The following is a 19,743-nucleotide window of genomic DNA, read 5'->3' as shown; positions in this document are numbered from 1 at the left end:
CGGGTCAAAGGCCCGCTCTGAGCGGCACGACGTTGCCCGCCGTGCCCTCGCGCGGGATCGCGAACCAGGTGGCCTTGCCGACCAGGTCGGGCCGGGTGGCGTAACGCTGGGGGTGGCAGCCGTAGAAGCCGTCGGAGAGGCGGGCCACGATGCGCAGGCCGCGACCGTGCTCGGCGGCGAGGTCGTGCGGGGCCTGGGCGGGCAGCAGCGGGCTGCCGTCCACGACGGCGCACATGATCTCCTTGGCGTCCACGTGCAGCAGCAGCTCGTACGGGTCGTCTCCGTACATGAGGGCGTTGGTGACCAGCTCGCTCACCATGAGCACGGCGTCGTCAACCAGGTCGGGTGGGAGGGCGAGTTCCGTCAGTCGTTCTCGCATGAGAGCCCGGGCGTGGCCTGCCGTCCGTGCGTCCTCGGGCAGCGGCCAGGCGTACTGCTTACGGCTCCGGCGAGTCGATCGCAGCCTGGTCATGGCGTCTCTTTCCGGTCTTTCCGGTCTGTGCGCTTCCGGTCCTTCCGGTCCTTCCGGTGCTGAAGGGCGGCGCGTTTCGCTCAACAAGAGGACCTGCCTAGGGGTCGACGTACACGGCCGTCGAAACCTGTACGCACGAAAGGCCCGAACGGGTCAAAGATTCGGGGAGAATTCGGCAGGGTTTCGCCCGCCGCCGCGCACGGCCGTACGCGGCCGGGTACGGACACCCGCATGAGCAGTGCAGACCGCAACGCACCCAAGAACGACGCCGCCAAGCGCCGCAAGCGGCCCGAGGCCGAGCACAAGCCCGCCTGCCGGCAGGCGCTGGAGCAGGCGCTGTCGGAGTCGGGCAAGGCCCTGGAGGACCTCACCGGCGGCCCGGCCCCGGCCTGACACCTGAGCCCGGCCCGACCGGACACACGACCCCGGCCCCGGCCTGACATCCATGCTCGGCCGGACCGGACACACGACCCCGGCCGCGGTCTGTCAACCGACGCCTGACCTGGCCTGACGTCTCAAAGCCAGGCCCCGATCTGACATCCGTGCCCGGCCCCGGCTAACATTCCAGGCCGCGCCCGGGCCGGCAGCGCATCCCCCGGGCGCGCGCCCACTACTCGGACGTACCGCGAGCGTCCTGAAGCAGGGACCAGACGGTCTGCGGGGTGAGCGGCACCTGCGTGACCGACCCGGCGATCTCGGGGAGCGCGTCGGCGACCGCGTTGGCGATGGCCGCGGGCGGCCCGATCGTCCCCGCCTCTCCGGCGCCCTTCATGCCGCCCGGCGTCACCGGCGAGGGCGTCTCCAGCATCGTGATCTCGATGTCGGGCACCTCGCGCGTGGTCGGCAGCAGGTACTCGGTGATCGGCTGGCCCTCGTCGGTGTAGACGATCTCCTCGGTGAGCGCCTGCCCGATGCCCTGGGCCACGGCGCCGCGCAGCTGCCCTTCGACGACGGTGGGGTTGACCAGCACGCCGGAGTCGTTGACCACCCAGTAGCCCTCGACCTCGACGGCCCCGGTCTCCGGATCGACGGCCACGGCCGCCGCGTGCGCCCCGTACGCGAACGTGTAGCCGGGCGGGTCGTAGCTGACCCGCTCCTCCAGGCCGGGCTGCATGCCGTCGGGCAGGTCCCAGCCGCGCCACGCCGAGGTGGCCAGCTCCTTCAGCGGCACCGATGCCCGCGGGTCGCCCTTCACCCGCACCGAGCCGTCGGCGATCTCCAGGTCCTCGGCCGCCGCCTCCAGGCGGTGCGCGGCGATGGCGAGCAGCTTGCCGCGCAGCCGGTCGGCCGCCTGCGTGAGCGCGCCGCCGCCGACCGGCAGCGAGCGGCTGGCGACCGACCCGATCGACGAGTACGGGGTCGATGCCGTGTCGCCGAGCACCACGCGTACGGACTCGATGGGCACGCCCATACGGTCGGCGGCGAGCTGGGCGAGCGTCGTCTCGATGCCCTGGCCGATGGAGACGACACCGGATGAGACGACCACGGAGGCGTCCTGCTCCATGCGCAGCACGGCGCTCTCGTAGCCGCCGGCCAGCATGCCGATCGCCTTCATGTCCATCGACGGCCCCATGCCGGTGGACTCGACGTGGCAGGAGTAGCCGATGCCGCGCCTGCGCCCGTCGTCCTTGGCGACCGGGCGGACCATGTCCTTGAGCGTGCGCAGGGCGCGCGGGTAGTCGCCGGAGTCGTACGCCTGGAACACCCGGGTCGTGCAGGGCAGCTCCTCCGGCCGGTACATGTTGCGCAGCCGCAGCTCGATCCGGTCGATGCCGAGCCTGCGCGCCGCCTCGTCGATGAGCCGCTCCCTGGTCAGGGTGGCCTCGGGCTGGCCGAAGCCGCGGTAGGAGCCGGTGGGCGTGGTCGTCGTGACGACACCGCGCACCCGCACGGCGAACCGGTCGAACCGGTACGGGCCCGGCAGCAGCGTGGCGGTCACCGCGAACGTCGAGCAGCCCACGTTCGACGGGTGGGCGCCGAGGTCGCCGAGCACGTCCACGTCCATGGCGAGGAAGCGCCCGTCGCCGTCGAGCGCGAGCCGCGCCCGGTGCACGGCCTGCCGGGCGGGCAGCGTGGCCACCACCCGGTCGCCTGGCTGCTCCGTCCAGGCCACCGGGCGGCCGGTGCGCATCGCGGCCAGGCAGATCAGCGCCTCGTCGGGGTAGACGTGCTCCTTGCCGCCGAACCCGCCGCCGATGTCGCGGCTGATCACCCTGATCCGGTCGTGTGCCATGCCGAACGCGTCGGCCAGGTGCTCGCGTACGTGGTGGGGCGCCTGCGACGAGCAGTGGACGGTCAGCTCATCGCCGTCGTAGGAGGCCACCACGCCGCGCGGCTCCATCGGGTACGGCGAGACCCTGCCCATCCTGAACGTCATCTCGACCACGTGCTCGGCCCCGTCGATGACGGCCGCGCAGTCCGCGTCGCCCACGGTGAAGTCGGCGGCCACGTTCCCGCCGAGCTCCGGATAGATCGCGGGCGCGTCCTCGGCGATGGCGCGTTCGACGCCGACGACGGCGGGCAGCTCGTCGAGGTGCGGATCCAGCAGGTCGGCCGCGTCCCTCGCGGCCTCGGGCGTGCGGGCGACGACGACGGCGAGCGGCTGGCCCGCGTACCTGATCGTGTCGTCGAGCACCGGATAGGAGGTGAGCCGCTGCCCCGGCGACACGCTGACGCAGGGCAGGCGCAGGCCGGCGGCCTCTTCTGGGTGATGACGTCGATCACCCCCTCGACGGCCCTGACCGCCTTGGCGTCGCAGCCGAGGAACCGGCCGTGGGCGATGGGGCTGCGCAGCACGTACGCGTGGAGCGCGCCGGGCAGGCGCACCGTGCCGACGTATCGTCCCTTTCCTGTCAGTAGCCTGGCGTCTTCCCGTCGCGGCGTCCGAGCGCCGACATAGGCGTCTCCCATGGCCTGATTGTGAGCGCCGGGCAGCGGCCGGTCTATACGATCCGCGAGAAGGAGCACGTCAGCGGGGGACGGACCGATGCAAACATTCCTGCCTTATCCGGATTTCGCGGCATCGGCGGCGATCCTCGACCCGCTCCGTCTCGGCAAGCAGCGCGTCGAGGCGCTCCAGGTGCTGCGCGCCCTCACCGTCCCCGGGTACGGCTGGCGGCACCACCCCGTCGTCAAGATGTGGGCCGGTTACGAGGAGGCCCTCGTCCGCTACGGCCTTGAGGTGTGCGTGCGCTGGTGCTCCCTGGACCGCCCCGACACGTGCGCGGGCACGATGACCACGGAGCTGGCCGCGCATCTGGGCAGGCCGGGCGTACGCGATCAGAGCGAGCTCGCGGCGGCCGGCGAGCTGCCGCCCTGGCTCGGCGACGAGGCGCTGCACCTCAGCCACCGCTCGGCGCTGCTGCGCAAGGACCCCGGCTTCTACCGCCCGGTCTTCGGCGACCACGAGCCGGACGACCTCCCGTACGTCTGGCCGCGCTCCGACCGCCTGCCCGACCCGCCGCCATGAACGAACGGGCGAGTCGGCAGTGGCTATCGGGGTAGTTCGTGGTGAAATGGCGAGGGAGGCGACGTGGCCATCATTTCGCGCGGTTTCACCGGCAGACGCAGGAACGACAGCGATCGGCTGCCGCCGGGCCAGTACCTTGTCGAGGACTTCCCGGTGCTGTCGGCGGGCCCGACACCGCGGGTCCCGCTCGACCGGTGGGAGTTCGCCATCGACACCGAGGACGGGCGGACCCACCGCTGGACCTGGGCGGAGTTCATGGCGCTCCCCCAGGAGACGCCCACCGCGGACATCCACTGCGTCACCCGGTGGTCGAAACTGGACACCGAGTGGCAGGGCGTGTCGCTGGACGTGCTCTTCGAGGACGTCGAGTCGGCCGCCGAATACGCCCTCGTCTACTCCTACGGCGGCTACACCACGAACCTGCCGGTCGACGACCTGCTCGACGGCAAGGCGTGGATCGTGCACCGCTACGGCGGCGAGGAGCTGGCGCCCCAGCACGGCGGGCCCGCCCGGCTGCTCGTGCCGCACCTGTACTTCTGGAAGTCCGCCAAGTGGGTACGCGGCATCCGCCTGCTCAGCGAGGACTGGCCGGGCTTCTGGGAGACCGCGGGCTACCACAACTACGGCAACCCCTGGCGCGAGCAGCGCTACGAGGGCGACTGATGCGCCGCAGGCTCACCTGGCGGCCGGCCGAACTGGTCGCCGCCAGGCAGGAGACCCCCACAGCGCGCACGCTGCGCCTGCGGGTGCCCGGCTGGCCAGGGCACCTGGCGGGCCAGCACGTGGACGTGCGCCTGACGGCCGAGGACGGCTACACCGCCCAGCGCAGCTACTCGCTGGCCGCACCGGCCGACGGCGACGTCATCGAGCTGACGGTGGAGAGCGTGCCCGACGGCGAGGTGTCGCCGTACCTGGCCGAGGTCATGGAGGTCGGGGACCAGATCGAGGTGCGCGGCCCGGTGGGCGGCTGGTTCGTCTGGCGTACCGACAGCAAGCCGCCGGTGCTGCTGGTCGGCGGCGGGGCGGGCGTGGTGCCGCTGATGGCGATGATCAGGGCGCGCCGGCAGGCGGGCAGCCGCGTGCCGTTCCGCCTGGTGTACTCGCTGCGCGAGCCCGGCCGCCGCTACTACGCCGACGAGCTGCGCACCCCCGACCCCGGGCTCGACGTCACCTACCTCTACACCCGCTCGGCCCCCGACGGCTCGTCCCGGCCGCCACGCCGCATCATGCTGGACGACCTGGCCGAGGGCGGCTGGCCGGCCGCGTTCGAGCCCGACTGCTTCGTGTGCGGGCCGACCGGGTTCGTGGAGACGGCGGCCGACCTGCTGCTCGCGCTCGGCCACGCCCCCGAGCGCATCAGAACCGAACGATTCGGTCCCACCGGAGGCTGACATGACGGCGGAACACCTCGACGGCAACGCGCTGGCCGGCCCGCTCGGCGAGATCTTCGCGGTGGACGCGGTCTCCGCCACCGGCCGCTGCGCGAGCTGCGGCCTGGAAGGGCCGATCGCCTCGCTGCGCGTCTACGGCCCCGACCCGGGGCTGGTCGGCCGCTGCCCCGGCTGCGACGAAGTGATGCTCAGGCTGGTACGCGGCCCCGGCACGGCCTGGCTCGACCTGCGAGGCACCGTTTCCCTGCGCATGAGCGTGCCCGACTGAGTACACTCTGGCTCTGTTCACCGGCCGAGATCTGTACGGCGAGGCTCTTGGCCACGGGCGCCACCCTCGGCCCCGGTCGTAGGGGGAAGTCACGTGAGCAGGGCTCTTGCCGACGCGCCGCCGTCCGGCCACCGCCTCCCGCCGCGCCGCCACTGGCTGCGCTGGGTGATCATCATCTCCGTGGTCGTCGTGCTCCTCGTCGTCGGCGTCGCCGTGGGCGTGTTCGCCCGGCTGACCGGCAACGTCAAGCACACCGACATCACCGCCGACGACCTCGGCGCCACCCGCCCGCCGAAGGTCGCCACGACCGCGATGAACCTCCTGGTCGTCGGCTCCGACCAGCGCGACGGCAAGAACGCGAAGTACGGCCGCGTCGCGGGCGAGCGCACCGACACGATCATGCTGGTCCACGTGTCGTCGCGGCGCGACAACGCGATGGTGATCAGCTTCCCGCGCGACTCGCTCGTGCAGCTCCCCGACTGCCGGGCCACCGGCTCCTTCCCCGGTCAGCGGGCGCACATCGGCATGATCAACGAGTCGTTCAACTCCGGCGGCATCGGCTGCACGTGGAAGACGATCGAGTCGCTCACCCACATCCACATCGACCACTTCGTGAAGGTCGACTTCACCGGCTTCAAGGGCATCGTCGACGCCGTCGGCGGCGTGGAGGTGTGCCTGCCCGAGCCGATCGACGACAAGAAGGCGCTGCTGCGCCTGCCCGCGGGCCGCCAGACCCTCAACGGCGAGAAGGCGCTCGGCTACGTGCGCGCCCGCTACAGCCTCGGCGACGGCTCCGACATCGGGCGCATCCAGCGGCAGCAGATGTTCATCGCGTCGATGGTGAAGAAGGTGCTGAGCGGCGACACGCTCAGCAACCCCGCCAGGCTGCTCTCCGTCCTCGACGCCGGCACCAAGGCGGTCACCACCGACCGCGGCCTGACCATCGGCGTCATGAAGGATCTCGCCACCAGCCTCCAAGGCATCGACGTCGGCAAGATCCGCTTCATCACCACGCCGTGGCACTACTCATTGACCCACCCTGGCCGGGTGGAGTGGGTGCAGCCCCAGGCGCGGAAGTTGTTCCAGATCGTCGCCAAGGACGAGAGCGTCGAAGGCGTCAAGGGCGGCCAGGAGAAGGTGGCCCGCTCGAAGGTCCAGGTGGAGCTGCGCAACGGCACCTGGCGCACGGGCCTGGCCACCGAGGTGGCCGCCGCACTCGAACAGCGCGGGTATCACATCGCCAAGATCGGCGACACCGCCCGCAAGCCGCAGCAGGCGACCACCGTGCTCTACGGGCCCAACGGCGCGACACGAGTGCCGACGCTCACGAAAGACCTGCTGAAGAGCCGGCCGCGCGAGCTGGCGGCGGCGCGTACCAGCAGGCTGGTGCTGGTCATCGGTGACGACTGGCAGGGGCTCAAGCCCCTGCGGGCGAACGACGCGGAAGCGCTCAAGGGCTTCGACGCCACGCACGACACCTGCGCCACCTGACCGGTGGACGGGGCCCTCATGGGGCCCGCCGGAGCGTGGGGGCCCCGGCGCCCCGCGAGGCCGGCCCGGTCAGCGCCCGCGCTCGGGCTCCTGCTCCGACGTCGTAGGCGGGTAGATCTCCTCGCGTCGCGTGTCGGCGCCCAGCTCCTCGCGAAGCCGGTCGTAGTCGATGTTGTGGTGCGCGTACTTCAGCTGGCGAGCGACCTTCGTCTGCTTCGCCTTGGCTCTTCCTCGGCCCATGGCGCCTCCCTAGTCCCCGCTGTCATGCTATCCAACAACATAGCGACTTGAAGAATTATGCAACTGCGCTGGATTAGTCTGGCAATATGCACGTGGAGGTCTACCAGGCCAAGGCCGACTTCTTCCGGACGCTCGGCCACCCCGCTCGCATCCGAGTGTTGGAGCTACTCCAGAACGGGCCGCTACCCGTCAGGGATCTGCTGGCGCAGATCGACATCGAGGCCTCAAGCCTGTCGCAGCAGCTCGCGGTCCTGCGCAGAGCCGGCATCGTCAGCGCGATCCGCGAGGGCAGCACGGTGGTCTACACGCTGGCCACGCCCGAGCTCGCCGATCTGCTGAACGCCGCGCGGCGCATCCTCACCGACATGCTGGCCGATCAGGGCGAGCTGCTTGCGGAGCTGCGCGCCGAGGTCACCTAGCAGGCATCACTCGGCGTACGCCCGCCGCACGTGGCCGGGGTACCACGCGGTGAAGGCGGCGGGCACCACGAACGACAGCACCTTGATGGCGATGACCAGCGCCGTCGCGTGAAGGGAGGCGCGCAGCACCAGGGTCAGGGCGATGGCGGCGGCGGTGAAGGCCACCGCCCAGACCGCGGTGAGCACCGCGTTGAGCCGGTAGAAGCGCGGGTGGTCCCACACCTCTCTGGGCGCCCTCGTACGCGCGATGCCCAAAGTGAACGGCTTGCGGATGGCCAGCGAGCCCCAGGCGGTGCCGGCCAGCCAGACATTGACCAGCGCGGGCCCGTACGGCGTGAGGGGGGAGTGCGGGTCCGCAAGCGAGAGCGCGGTGAGGCAGGCGAAGAAGACCACCGCGCTGCTTTCGATCACCATCTCATCCCATGCCTTGCCCGATCGCCGGTCGATGACCACGAGGACGACGGCGATGACGAGGCCGGTGATGGCGCCCCAGCGCCACTCGTCGCCGGTCGCGACGAACGCGTAGACGATCCAGGGCAGGAAACCGAGCAGTCCGCGCATGGGTGATGCTCCCGATGACGTTCCAAGAATGACATGTCGAAAGTAGAACTTCCATGTCCGATATGTCAACATAGGAATATGAGTCTTCGACATGCCGTGCTGGGGCTGCTCTCCGAGGGTTCCGCGAGCGGATACGACCTGATGAAGCTGTTCGACCTGTCGCTCGCCAACGTCTGGCCGGCCACGCAGAGCCAGCTCTACTCCGAGCTCGGCAAGCTGGCGGAAGCGGGCCTGGTGGACGTCACGGCCGAGGGCCCGCGCGGGCGCAAGGAGTACACGATCACCGAGAAGGGTCTCGCCGAGCTGCGCCACTGGCTCACCGAGGTCCCGCCGGCGCGGGTGCTGCGCAGCGACATGCTGCTGCGCGTCTTCTTCCTCGGGCGCGTCTCACCCGAAGAGGCCAAGGCGTACCTGAGCGGCCAGGCCGAGCTCGCGCGCAAGCAGCTCGAACACATCGAGAGCATCCGCGGCCTCGTCGAGAACGGCACCGACAACCTCTCCGTGTACGGCCGCCTCGTCCTCGAATACGGCCACCGCCTCGCCCGCAGCCAGCAGGAGTGGGCCGAATGGGCGCAAAAGCAGATCGGTTAGGCTCTCGGCCATGGTCTCCGAGCTGTTCGATCCCAAGGCGTGGCAGCCGGTCGAGGGATTCGACTTCACCGACATCACCTACCACCGGGCCGTCGATCAGGGCACCGTGCGCGTCGCGTTCAACCGCCCCGAGGTCCGCAACGCCTTCAGGCCGCAGACCGTCGACGAGCTCTACCGCGCGCTCGACCACGCCCGGCAGACCACCGACGTCGGCTGCGTGCTGCTCACCGGCAACGGCCCCTCGCCCAAGGACGGCGGCTGGGCCTTCTGCTCCGGCGGCGACCAGCGCATCAGAGGCAAGGACGGCTACCAGTACGCCGACGGCACCCCCTCCACCGGCCGCCTGCACATCCTTGAAGTGCAGCGGCTCATCAGGTTCATGCCGAAGGTCGTCATCTGCGTCGTGCCCGGATGGGCCGCCGGCGGCGGGCACAGCCTGCACGTCGTCGCCGACCTCACCATCGCCAGCGCCGAACACGCCCGCTTCAAGCAGACCGACGCCGACGTGGCGAGCTTCGACGGCGGGTTCGGCTCGGCGTACCTGGCGCGGCAGGTCGGGCAGAAGTTCGCCCGCGAGATCTTCTTCCTCGGCGAGACCTACACCGCGGCCGACGCCCACCGCATGGGCATGGTCAACGCCGTCGTGCCGCACGCCGAGCTGGAGACGACCGCGCTGGAGTGGGCCCGCAAGATCAACGGCAAGTCGCCGACCGCGCAGCGCATGCTCAAGTTCGCCTTCAACGCCGTCGACGACGGGCTCGTGGGGCAGCAGGTGTTCGCCGGTGAGGCGACGCGGCTGGCGTACATGACGGAGGAGGCGGCCGAAGGCCGCGACGCGTTCCTGGAGAAGCGCCTGCCCGACTGGTCCCCCTTCCCCTGGCACTACTGACCCTGGTGCTTTGGCGCCGCCAGGGCACGGCCCAGGCGGCGTCCCGCGCTTCTTGGCAGACAGGAGCGCAGGCCGCGCAGCCGTGACGGACTTCTTGGCAGACTGGGGCCATGAGGATCACGGTGCCCCCGGCCCTGACCGCCTCTCACCTGCGCCACGCGGAGGACGCGGGGCCGGCCTGGGTCGCCGCGCTGCCCGCGCTCGCCGAGCGCTTCCTGGACGAGTGGGGGCTGCGGCCCGACGGTGAGCCGAGCCACGGCATCGTGGCGCTCGTGCTGCCCGTGGTGCGGGCCGACGGCACGCGGGCGGCGCTCAAGCTCCAGCCTGTCACCGAGGAGACCGCGCACGAAGGGCTGGCGCTGCGCACGTGGGCGGGCGACGGCTCCGTACGCCTGCTCGACGCCGACCCCGCCACCGGCACCCTGCTGCTCGAACGCCTGGAGGCGGACCGGTCGCTGGAGGCCGTCCCCGACGTCATGGCCGCCCTCGAGGTCCTGACCGCCCTCCTTCGCCGCCTCTCCGCCCACCCCGCCCCGCAGCCCGCACCCAGCCGTCCCGCGCCCGGCCCAGGCCGCCCCGCGCCCGGCCGTCCCGCACCCAGCCACCCGGCGCCCGGCCGGCCCGCGTCCGGCAGCACCATGCCCACGGACCCGCCTCCCCCGTCCGAGGGCGACGAGGCCGGTTCTGGAAGCGACGCGGGCGTGGCGAACCCCGCACCCCACGGGCTGCGGCGGCTAGAGGACATCGCGCGGCGAATGCTCGCGGAGGCGGACAGGGCCGTGGCGGAGCTGCCGCGCGAGCGCGACCGCCACTGGCTGCGTCGTTGCGCCGCCGCGGTCGCCGAGCTGACCCCCGAGCTGGCGGGCGGCCACCGTGACCGGCTCCTGCACTGGGACCTGCACTACGCGAACGTGCTGGCGGCCGAGCGGGAGCCGTGGCTCGCCATCGACCCGAAGCCGCTGGCCGGCGACCCCGGCTTCGAGCTGCTGCCCGCCCTGTGGAACCGCTGGGACGAGGCCGTGGCCACCGGCGACGCGCGCCGGGCGGTGCTGCGGCGCTTCGACCTGATGACCGACGGGCTCGGCCTCGACCGCCGCAGGGCGGCCGGCTGGACGCTCGGCCGGGTGCTGCAGAACTGCCTCTGGCTGGTCCGCGAAGGCGCGCGCGAACTGGACGACGTCCAGCTCACGATCGCCGAAGCCGTGCACACCCGTTGGTGACCGGCGAGCGACCAGAAGCAGGCACCCGGCCGAAACCGCCCCGCCGACCGCCGGTCCGAGACCCGCCTCACGGGTTCGCGAGCAGTCGCGGGAGGGCGTCAGATGGTCAGGACGACCTTGCCGGCGCCGTGGCGGCCCTCCACCTCGCGGTGCGCCTCCGCGGCCTCCTCCAGCCGGTACGTCCACCGCACCGGCCAGGCGAACTCCCCGGCCGCGTACAGGCGCGCGTACCGGCCGAGCCGCTCGGCTGAGCGTTCGCCGCGCACCAGCCGCACCCCCAGCGCGTCGGCCTTGCCGTGTTCGGCCAGCGTGACGATGCGCTGCCGGTCGGCGACCAGCTCTAGGGAGACGTCCAGAGCGTGCCCGCCGGCCCCGTCGAGTGCGGCGGACACCCCGCCAGGCGCGAGCGCGCGCACCCGGTCGGCGAGGCCGTCGCCGTACGTGACGGGGATGGCCCCCAGCGAGCGCAGGTAGTCGTGGTTGGCCTCGCGGGCGGTGCCGATGACGGTGGCGCCGCGCCGCCTGGCGATCTGCACGGCGGCGGTGCCCACGGCCCCGGCGGCGGCGTGCACCAGCAGCGTGTCTCCCGCGCCCAACCCGATGTCGTCGAGCGCCAGCTCGGCCGTCTGCACGCCCGCGGTGAGCCCGCCGGCCACCTCCCACGGCACCTCGGCGGGCTTGGCGGCGACGTTGGCGGCCGGCACCACGACGTACTCGGCGTAAGAACGCAACGCGCTGAACCCGAGCACCTCGTCACCCGCCGACAGGCCGGTCACCCCGGTCCCCACCTGATCGATCACGCCGGCGAACTCGTTGCCGGGGATGCGCGGATAAGGAACGTACTCCATGTACGCGGGCAGGAACCCCTGCCGGACGGCCGTGTCGAACGGCTGCACTCCGGCGGCCCGCACACGCACCCTGACCTCGCCCGGCCCCGCCTGCGGGGCGGGCAGCTCCATGACCTTCAGCACTTCCGGGCCGCCTGGTTCGCTGAAGGCGGCCGCCCTCATGACCTCGCTCATGCCGACCAGGCTGCAACCTCAAGAGCGCTTGAGGTCAACCCGATCTCGAGTGGGGAACTTTTCCCTTTACTCGTACTTTATGTAGATATAGTCCGACTGGACACACACGGGGGACAGGGCGATACCGAGGCTGCATGACCGACTTCATCCACATCTCGCTGGCTTTTCCGACTGTCATTTTCACTTTCCTTCTCGTGGTGGTCATCGCCTATTGGCTGGCCGTCATCACCGGTCTCTTCGAGCTTGAAGACGACGCCGCATGGCTGGGATTCGGGGGCGTTCCCGCCGGTGTCGCGCTGTCGCTCTTCGTCGCGCTCGCCTGGCTGCTGTGCTTGATCGGCGCCACGGTGACGAGCGGCGGCCTGCTCGTGGCCGTTCCCTTCGCCGCCCTGGCCGTGGCCTGGCTCGCCATACGTACGCTGCTGAAACCCTTGCGAGCGCTCTTCCCGCAAGGGGAGACGCGCTCGCGCAGCGACTTCGTGGGCCAGATGTGCGTGATCCGCACCGGCACCGCCACTCCGGACTTCGGCCAGGCCGAGGTCACCGCCGCCGACGGCTCTTCCGCGGTCGTGCAGGTGCGCACGACCGGCGCCGACCGCCTGTCCCGCGGCGAGCACGCACTGATCTTCGACTACGACAAAGACGGCGAGTTCTTCTTGGTCATGCCGTACGAAAGTGAGCACTGATGGACGTCATCTCCACCGGTTTCGGCGTTTTCCTCGCCGTCATCCTCGTCATCGTGATCGGCCTGCTGCTCGTGATCGGCCGCCTTTTCCGCAAGGTCGAGCAGGGCAAGGCACTCATCGTGTCGAAGATCAATAAGGTCGATGTGACGTTCACCGGCGCGGTGGTCCTTCCGGTCATCCATAAGGCCGAGGTCATGGACATCTCGGTCAAGACCATCGAGATCGAACGCACCGGCCGCGAGGGCCTGATCTGCCGCGACAACATCAGAGCCGACATCAAGATCACATTCTTCGTCCGCGTGAACAAGACCGCCGAAGACGTGATCAAGGTCGCGCAGGCCATCGGCACCGCCCGCGCCAGCGACGAGTCCACGCTGCAGGAGCTGTTCAACGCGAAGTTCTCCGAGGCGCTGAAGACCGCGGGCAAGCAGCTCGACTTCGTCGACCTCTACACCAAGCGCGACGAGTTCCGCGACGAAATCGTCCGGCTGATCGGCACCGACCTCAACGGCTACAGCCTTGAGGACGCCGCGATCGACTACCTGGAGCAGACCGCGCTGCACCAGCTCGACAAGAACAACATCCTCGACGCGCAGGGCATCCGCAAGATCACCGAGCTGACGGCGATCGAGCACGTGCGGACCAACGAGTACCAGCGCAACGAGGAGAAGGAGATCACCCGCCAGAACGTGGACGCCCGCGAGGCGATCCTGGAGCTGGAGCGCCGCCAGGCCGACGCGGAGATGAAGCAGCGCAGGGAGATCGAGACCGTCAAGGCCCGCGAGGAGGCGGAGATCGCCCGCGTCCAGGCCGAGGAGCGGCTGCGCGCCCAGACCGCGCACCTGAAGACCGACGAGCAGCTCGGCATCGCGAACGAGAACCGCGCCCGCGAGATCGCCGTCGCCGAGAAGAACCGCGAGCGGGTCATCGCCATCGAGTCCGAGCGCATCGAGAAGGACCGCATGCTGGAGGTCATCGCCCGCGAGCGGGAGACCGAGCTGTCGCGCATCGCCAAGGACAAGGAGATCGAGACCGAGAAGCGCTCGATCGCCGAGGTCATCCGCGAGCGCATCGCGGTGGACAAGACCGTGGCCGAGCAGGAGGAGGCCATCAAGCGGCTGCGCGTGGTCGAGGAGGCCGAGCGCACCCGCCAGCAGGTCATCATCGCCGCCGAGGCCGAGGCCCAGGAAAACCTGGTCAAGGACATCAAGGCCGCAGAAGCCGCCGAGGCCGCGTCCAAGTTCAAAGCCCGCGAGGAGCTGGTGCTCGCCGAGGCCCGGCAGCAGGCCGCCGACCTGGAGGCGCGCGCCAAGATCCGGCTGGCCGAGGGCCTGCAGGCCGAGGCCGCCGCGGCGGGCCTGGCCGAGGTGCAGGTCAAGGAGCGCGACGCCGAGGCCATCGAGAAGGTGGGCCGCGCCGAGGCGCTGGCGCTGAAGGAGCGGCTGGCCGCCGAGGCCGAGGGCGCCAGGGCGATGGCGCTGGTCGAGGGCGAGCGGCTCAAGGCCCAGGCCGAGGGCGAGCAGGCGATGGCGCATGCCGCCGCCGCTGCCGTGGGCGAGAAGCTGAAGGCCGAGGCCGAGGGTCTGACCGAGAAGGCCGCCGCGATGGCCGCGCTGGACGAGGCGAGCCGCGCCCACGAGGAGTACCGCCTGCGGCTGGAGGCCGACAAGGAGATCCGGCTCAAGCACATCGACGTCACCCGGCAGGTCGCCGAGTCGCAGGCCAGCGTGCTCGCGGCCGGGCTGTCCAAGGCCAACATCGACATCGTCGGCGGCGACACGATGTTCTTCGACAAGGTGGTCGGCTCGATCACCGCGGGCAAGGCCGTGGACGGGTTCGTGAACCACTCCAAGCTGGCCGACGCCATCACCGCGCCGTACGTCAACGGCGAGGCGAGCTTCGCGCAGGACCTGGCGAACGTGATCGGCGGCGTGAGCACGGAAGACCTCAAGAACGTCACCGTCTCGGCCCTGCTCATGCGGCTCATCCAGAACGGCGGCCCGCAGTCGTCGGCCCTGCATGAGCTGCTGGAGACCGCCCGCAGGCTGGGCGTGGCGGACTCGCCGGTCTCGGTGGCGGCCGCCTCGCCGGTGTCCGTGCCGGCCGGCGCCAAGTGAGCTCGCTCGAAACGAGCCTGGAGGCGGGCACCTACGAGGTGCTGAGGAACCGCCTCCAGGCTCAGGCCAAGGCGCTCGCCGAGGCGGCGGCCAGGCTCAACGACGAGCGGCTGAAGGTGTTCGGCGGCACGGAGCTGCGCCTGCTCGGCACCGAGCGCATCCGTACGGAGCACAACTGCGTCCCCAGGGACATCGTCTCCCTGGGCGACGTGATGCTCTTCGGCTACAACGTGTTCATCGGGCTCAAGCCGGAGACGACGGTGTCCGACGTGTTCGCCGTGCACCGCTTCTCCAGGGACGGCGACGCCTTCCGCTTCGACACCGACCGGCTGGCGGCGCTGGAGGACCCGGCGTTCAAGAAGGACTTCGCCGAGCTGTACCGGTACTACAAGGAGACCCGGCTGCAGCAGCTCAGGCGGGTCGAGGGCAAGCTGCTCGCGGTGTTCATGACCGGACCCGGCGACACGCGGGTGCTGCGCTGGGCGGTCGACGAGCACGGAGTACCGAAGTACCTGGACAACCGGGGCGAGCGGGACCACGTGTTCCCGCCGTCCCACGACTTCGAGTGGATCGCCACCACCCGCGACGACCACGTGCTCGGCCGCCACCCGCACATCTCGATCGAGGGCGAGGTGTTCGTCGAGACCGTCGGCGGCGACCTCACCATCAAGATCGAGGACAACACGGAGACCGGGGCGGGCATCTACGCCGAGCCCGTGGCCGAGCCGCTGCAGAGCCTCGGCGACGCCGACGTCGAGTACGCCCGCGTCGGGCCGCTCATCCTCATGCGGATCCGGCCGTACAAGGAGCCCGACTGGCGCTACCTGGTGTTCAACACCCGCACCAAGGCCGTCGAGCGGCTCGACGGCATCGGGCAGGCGTGCCAGCGGCTGCCCGAGGACCAGGGGCTGATCTTCCCCGGCGGCTACTACCTGGCCACCGGGGTCAGCAAGACGTTCGACACCGACGTCACGGACCTGGAGTTCGAGCGCGTGGTGCGCTCACCCAACGGCGAGGACGTCCTGTACGTCTTCCACGCCAGGGGCGACGGGCGCTCGCTGCTGCTGCCGTACAACGTGATCAGGAAGGAGGTGGCCACCCCCATCGTCTGCCACGGGTACTCGCTGTTCGACGACGGCACGATGGTGGTCTTCCGCGCCACCTCCGACGAGCCGACGCGGGTGCACCCCATGCAGGTGTGGCAGACGCCGTACGTGTCCGACACGTACGCCGCCGCCCAGCCCGCCGGCACCGGCCCGCTGGAGCGCATCGGCAACGCCGAGCTGGTGCGCGGCATCTCCGACTGCCTGTCGGTGGCGCGGATGGTCGAGGAGATGGCGCCGTCGGCCTGGCACGTTCGAGGGGCTGATCGCGGCCTGCACACGGGCGTTCGACTCCTACCACTGGCTGGGCGAGCACGGCCTGCTCGGGCCGCTCACCGACGTCCGCGCCACCGCCGAGCAGGTGCTCGACGAGTACGAGAACGTCGAGCAGCTCACCCGCGAGGCCGCGCGCACGCTGGCCGCGGCCGAGGAGGAGACCGGCCGGCTCGTCCGCCGCGCGCAGGCCGACGACCCGGCCACCGCCGACGCCTGGGTGACGCTGCTGGCCACGCTGCGCCGCGCCCAGGGCCACCTGGTGACGCTGCGCGAGACCCGTTACATCGACCTGGCCGCGCTCGACCGGCTGTCGGAGGCCGTCGCCGAGGCGGTGGACGACACCGGTCGGCGGGCCGTCGCGTTCCTGTCCGGTGAGGACGCCTTCACCGAGTACCACGCCGCCGTGGAACGCCTGGCCGCCGAGGCCGCCGCCATCGAGACCGCCGCCGAGGCCGCGCCCGTCGCCGACCGGCTCGCCGAGCAGGCCGAGGGGCTTGAGGTCGTCACCGAGGTCGTCGGGTCGCTGGACATCGCCGACGCGACCGTGCGCACCTCGATCCTGAGCCGCATCGCCGAGGTGCTCGGCGGCGTGAACCGGGCCAGGGCCGTGCTCGACGGCCGCCGTCGCGAGCTGCTCGGCGCGGAGGGCAGGGCCGCGTTCGCCGCCGAGTTCGCGCTGCTCGGGCAGGCCGTCACCGGCGCGCTCGCGATGGCCGACACGCCCGCCAAGTGCGACGAGCAGCTCGGCCGGCTGATGCTGCAGATCGAGAACCTGGAGACGCGCTTCGGCGAGTTCGACGACTTCGCCGCGCAGCTCGCCGCCAAGCGCGAGGACGTCTACGAGGCGTTCTCCGCGCGCAAGCAGACCCAGCTCGACGAGCTGGCCAGGCGCGCCGACCGGGTCTTCGCCTCCGCCGAGCGGGTGCTGTCGGGCGTCAGCAGGCGGCTCGGCTCGCTCGCTTCGCTGGACGAGGTCAACACCTACTTCGCCACCGACCCGATGGTGGCCAAGGTCCGCTCGGCCGCAGCCGAGCTGCGCGAGCTGGGCGACGCCGTACGGGCCGAGGAGCTGGAGGGCCGGGTCAAGGCCGCGCAGCAGGAGGCGGGCCGGGCCCTGCGCGACCGCCTCGACCTGTACGACGACGGCGGCGAGACGCTGCGGCTCGGCCACCACCGCTTCGCGGTCAACACCCAGCCGATCGACCTGACGCTCGTGCCGCACGACGGCTCGATGCACTTCGCGATCACCGGCACCGACTACCGGGCGCCGGTGCCCGACTCGTTCGCCGACACCCGGCCGTTCTGGGAGCAGACGCTGGTGTCGGAGACGCCGGAGGTGTACCGGGCGGAGTACCTCGCGGTCTCCCTGCTCGACGAGGTCACGCCGGGCGCGCCGCTCGCCGACGTCGTCAGGCGCGCCGCCGAGTCGCGCTACGACGAGGGATACGAGCGCGGCGTCCACGACCACGACGCCACGCTCATCCTCGACACGCTGGTCCGGCTCCGCGACGGGGCGGGGCTGCTGCGCTATCCGGCGGACGTACGGGCGGCGGCGCAGCTCTTCTGGGCCTTCGGGACGGACGAGGTTTCACGTAAAACATTGGCCACCCGGGCCGCGTCGCTGGTGCGCGCCAGGGAGCTGTTCGGCCCCTCGGCGGCGGTCGCCGAGCTGGCCGGGGAGCTGGGCGCGGCGATCGCCCGCTTCATCGAGCAGACGGCCCCCTCCTGGCCGTCCGGGCTCGCGCCGCTCGCGGGCGAGTACCTGGTGGAGGAGCTGGGCGGCACTCCCGCCGGCTTCGTCACCGGGAAGGCGGCGCGGGACCTGCTCGAAGGGTTCCGTGACGCGCTCGGCCCGGCCAAGAGCCGCGAGTTCGACGACGATCTGAAGACGCTTCCGCTGCCGGAACGCCTCCAGCTCGCCGACGCCTGGCTGAGCGCGTACCGCAAGGGGCCCGAGCTGCCCGAGGCGGTCGCGGTGCTGCTGTGCGACCTGCCCCGCCACGACTCCAGCGCCACCACGGCCGAGACCGTGCACGGCCTGCTCGGCACCCACCCGCGCATCAAGGACCGCTCGCTCGACCTGCGGCTGGACGAGATCCTGCCGCGCGTGCGGCGGTTCGCGGCCGAGCGGGTGCCGGCCTTCCGCGCCTACCAGCGGCGCAGGAGCGAGCTGGTCGAGGCCGAGCGCCGCCGCCTGCGCCTCGACGAGTACAAGCCGAAGGTGATGAGCGCCTTCGTCCGCAACCGGCTGCTCGACGAGGTCTACCTGCCGCTCATCGGCGACAACCTGGCCAAGCAGCTCGGGGCGGCCGGGGCGGGCAAACGTACGGACCAGAACGGCCTGCTGCTGCTCATCTCGCCGCCCGGCTACGGCAAGACCACGCTGATGGAGTACGTGGCCAGCCGCCTCGGCCTGGTCTTCGTCAAGGTCAACGGCCCCGCGCTGGGCCACGAGGTGACCTCGCTCGACCCGGCCGACGCGCCCGACGCCACGGCCAGGCAGGAGGTCGAGAAGATCTCGTTCGCCTTGGAGACGGGCAACAACACCCTGCTCTACCTGGACGACATCCAGCACACCTCGCCCGAGCTGCTGCAGAAGTTCATCTCGCTGTGCGACGCCCAGCGCCGCATCGAGGGCGTCTGGAACGGGCGCACGAAGACGTACGACCTGCGCGGCAAGCGGTTCGCGGTGGTCATGGCCGGCAATCCGTACACCGAGTCGGGCAAGCGCTTCCAGATCCCCGACATGCTCGCCAACCGGGCCGACGTGTGGAACCTGGGCGACGTGCTGACCGGGCGGGAGGAGCTGTTCGCGCTCAGCTACATCGACAACGCGCTGACCTCCAACCCGGTGCTCACGCCGCTCTCCGGCCGCGACCGGTCCGACGTCGAGCTGCTGGTACGCCTGGCCAAGGGCGACACCACCGTCCAGCCGGACCAGCTCAAGCACCCGTACACCAAGCCCGAGCTGGAACGGATCCTGGACGTGCTGGGCAAGCTGATCCGGGTCCAGGAGGTGGTGCTGGCCAACAACCGGGCCTACATCGCCTCGGCGGCCCAGGCGGACTCGGCGCGTACGGAGCCGCCGTATCGGCTACAGGGGTCGTACCGGAACATGAACAAGATGGCCGAGCGCATCGTGCCCGCGATGAACGATGCCGAGCTGGAAGCGCTGATCGACGATCACTATCTGGGCGAGGCGCAGACGCTGACCGCCGACGCCGAGGCCAACCTGCTCAAGCTGGCCGAGCTGCGCGGCCTGCTGACCCCCGCTCAGGCGGAGCGTTGGGCGGCGGTCAAGGCCGCGTACCTGCGGGACAAGGCGCTGGGCGGGGCCGAGGACGACCCGATGGTGCGCGCGGTCGGCGCGCTCGGCCTGCTCGCCGACCGTGTGGGCGAGGTCGGCTCGGCGATCGAGCGCTCGAACCGCTGAAGGGCCTCGCGCTTCGCGCGGCCAGGCAGGCGGAACGGCCTCACCTCTGTACGGCGTTCGGGGGCGGCGTGGCAGGACCGCCGCCCCCGAACCGG

The 19,743-nt window shown here is 71.2% G+C and carries 17 protein-coding genes and 2 pseudogenes; 13 read left to right on the top strand and 6 right to left on the bottom strand.

All coding sequences use genetic code 11. The annotated features are described in order from the left end of the window. Window positions 1-4 precede the first annotated feature (4 nt). Entirely contained in the window at window positions 5-472 is a 468-nt protein-coding gene (locus WBK31_RS36590; protein WP_364064335.1) for an ATP-binding protein, read from the bottom strand. Window positions 473-703: 231 nt separating this feature from the next. Between WBK31_RS36590 and WBK31_RS36585 the strand changes: the two genes are divergently transcribed. Continuing rightward, complete coding sequence (locus WBK31_RS36585; protein ID WP_406673891.1) at window positions 704-865, top strand: hypothetical protein; 162 nt, start codon at window positions 704-706, stop codon at window positions 863-865. Window positions 866-1,082: 217 nt separating this feature from the next. Here the strand turns inward: WBK31_RS36585 and WBK31_RS36580 are convergent, their stop codons facing one another. Together WBK31_RS36580 and WBK31_RS36575 are read right to left on the bottom strand one after the other, a co-directional pair. Further along, complete coding sequence (locus tag WBK31_RS36580; RefSeq protein ID WP_406673890.1) at window positions 1,083-3,140, bottom strand: xanthine dehydrogenase family protein molybdopterin-binding subunit; 2,058 nt, start codon at window positions 3,138-3,140, stop codon at window positions 1,083-1,085. A gap of 89 nt (window positions 3,141-3,229) precedes the next feature. Continuing rightward, window positions 3,230-3,382: pseudogene (locus WBK31_RS36575) on the bottom strand (hypothetical protein); the annotation flags it as partial. A gap of 76 nt (window positions 3,383-3,458) precedes the next feature. Here WBK31_RS36575 and WBK31_RS36570 point away from each other — a divergent pair. From WBK31_RS36570 to WBK31_RS36550, 5 genes are all read left to right on the top strand, one after another. Then, window positions 3,459-3,941, top strand: a complete 483-nt coding sequence (locus tag WBK31_RS36570) for an MSMEG_6728 family protein (protein WP_406673889.1) — start codon at window positions 3,459-3,461, stop codon at window positions 3,939-3,941. A gap of 63 nt (window positions 3,942-4,004) precedes the next feature. Beyond that, window positions 4,005-4,604 carry a sulfite oxidase-like oxidoreductase gene (locus tag WBK31_RS36565; RefSeq protein WP_406673888.1) on the top strand — a complete coding sequence of 200 codons (600 nt, stop codon included), beginning with the start codon at window positions 4,005-4,007 and terminating at the stop codon, window positions 4,602-4,604. Then, complete coding sequence (locus WBK31_RS36560) at window positions 4,604-5,332, top strand: ferredoxin reductase (RefSeq protein WP_364064349.1); 729 nt, start codon at window positions 4,604-4,606, stop codon at window positions 5,330-5,332. The genes WBK31_RS36565 and WBK31_RS36560 overlap by 1 nt, the downstream gene beginning before the upstream one ends. Before the next feature lies 1 nt (window position 5,333). Continuing rightward, complete coding sequence (locus WBK31_RS36555; RefSeq protein ID WP_364064352.1) at window positions 5,334-5,600, top strand: DUF6510 family protein; 267 nt, start codon at window positions 5,334-5,336, stop codon at window positions 5,598-5,600. A gap of 93 nt (window positions 5,601-5,693) precedes the next feature. Then, window positions 5,694-7,091 (top strand): LCP family protein, encoded by a 1,398-nt coding sequence (locus WBK31_RS36550; protein WP_364064354.1) that lies wholly within the window; start codon window positions 5,694-5,696, stop codon window positions 7,089-7,091. 69 nt (window positions 7,092-7,160) lie between these two features. On the opposite strand, the gene WBK31_RS36545 is transcribed toward WBK31_RS36550, so the two are convergent. After that, window positions 7,161-7,331: a DUF3073 domain-containing protein gene (locus WBK31_RS36545; protein ID WP_364064357.1), complete on the bottom strand. Its 171-nt coding sequence runs from the start codon at window positions 7,329-7,331 to the stop codon at window positions 7,161-7,163. Between the two features lie 86 nt (window positions 7,332-7,417). Here WBK31_RS36545 and WBK31_RS36540 point away from each other — a divergent pair, with 86 nt between their 5' ends. Beyond that, window positions 7,418-7,750 (top strand): metalloregulator ArsR/SmtB family transcription factor, encoded by a 333-nt coding sequence (locus WBK31_RS36540; protein WP_364064360.1) that lies wholly within the window; start codon window positions 7,418-7,420, stop codon window positions 7,748-7,750. Window positions 7,751-7,756: 6 nt separating this feature from the next. Here the strand turns inward: WBK31_RS36540 and WBK31_RS36535 are convergent, their stop codons facing one another. After that, window positions 7,757-8,311 carry a hypothetical protein gene (locus WBK31_RS36535; protein ID WP_364064363.1) on the bottom strand — a complete coding sequence of 185 codons (555 nt, stop codon included), beginning with the start codon at window positions 8,309-8,311 and terminating at the stop codon, window positions 7,757-7,759. A gap of 78 nt (window positions 8,312-8,389) precedes the next feature. Here WBK31_RS36535 and WBK31_RS36530 point away from each other — a divergent pair, with 78 nt between their 5' ends. From WBK31_RS36530 to WBK31_RS36520, 3 genes are all read left to right on the top strand, one after another. Beyond that, window positions 8,390-8,902 (top strand): PadR family transcriptional regulator, encoded by a 513-nt coding sequence (locus WBK31_RS36530; RefSeq protein WP_378785813.1) that lies wholly within the window; start codon window positions 8,390-8,392, stop codon window positions 8,900-8,902. A gap of 10 nt (window positions 8,903-8,912) precedes the next feature. Beyond that, entirely contained in the window at window positions 8,913-9,791 is an 879-nt protein-coding gene (locus WBK31_RS36525; protein ID WP_406673887.1) for a 1,4-dihydroxy-2-naphthoyl-CoA synthase, read from the top strand. Window positions 9,792-9,901: 110 nt separating this feature from the next. After that, entirely contained in the window at window positions 9,902-11,011 is a 1,110-nt protein-coding gene (locus tag WBK31_RS36520) for an aminoglycoside phosphotransferase family protein (protein ID WP_406673886.1), read from the top strand. Between the two features lie 98 nt (window positions 11,012-11,109). Here the strand turns inward: WBK31_RS36520 and WBK31_RS36515 are convergent, their stop codons facing one another. Then, window positions 11,110-12,033, bottom strand: a complete 924-nt coding sequence (locus WBK31_RS36515) for an NADP-dependent oxidoreductase (protein ID WP_378785814.1) — start codon at window positions 12,031-12,033, stop codon at window positions 11,110-11,112. Between the two features lie 134 nt (window positions 12,034-12,167). On the opposite strand from WBK31_RS36515, the gene WBK31_RS36510 reads away from it, so the two are divergent. The 3 genes and pseudogenes from WBK31_RS36510 (at window position 12,168) to WBK31_RS36500 (ending at window position 19,648) form a co-directional block, all read left to right on the top strand. Further along, complete coding sequence (locus WBK31_RS36510) at window positions 12,168-12,719, top strand: hypothetical protein (protein WP_378785815.1); 552 nt, start codon at window positions 12,168-12,170, stop codon at window positions 12,717-12,719. After that, window positions 12,719-14,836 (top strand): SPFH domain-containing protein, encoded by a 2,118-nt coding sequence (locus WBK31_RS36505; RefSeq protein ID WP_406673885.1) that lies wholly within the window; start codon window positions 12,719-12,721, stop codon window positions 14,834-14,836. Before WBK31_RS36510 ends, WBK31_RS36505 begins: the two co-directional genes overlap by 1 nt. Further along, window positions 14,833-19,648: pseudogene (locus WBK31_RS36500) on the top strand (DNA repair ATPase). Before WBK31_RS36505 ends, WBK31_RS36500 begins: the two are co-directional and overlap by 4 nt. The last annotated feature ends 95 nt before the right edge of the window (window positions 19,649-19,743 follow it).

Source organism: Nonomuraea sp. N2-4H, assembly GCF_045291505.1.
Taxonomy (GTDB): domain Bacteria; phylum Actinomycetota; class Actinomycetes; order Streptosporangiales; family Streptosporangiaceae; genus Nonomuraea; species Nonomuraea fastidiosa.
The sequence above is the reverse complement of the archived record's forward strand: the minus strand, read 5'-3'. Positions and strand labels throughout refer to the sequence as shown.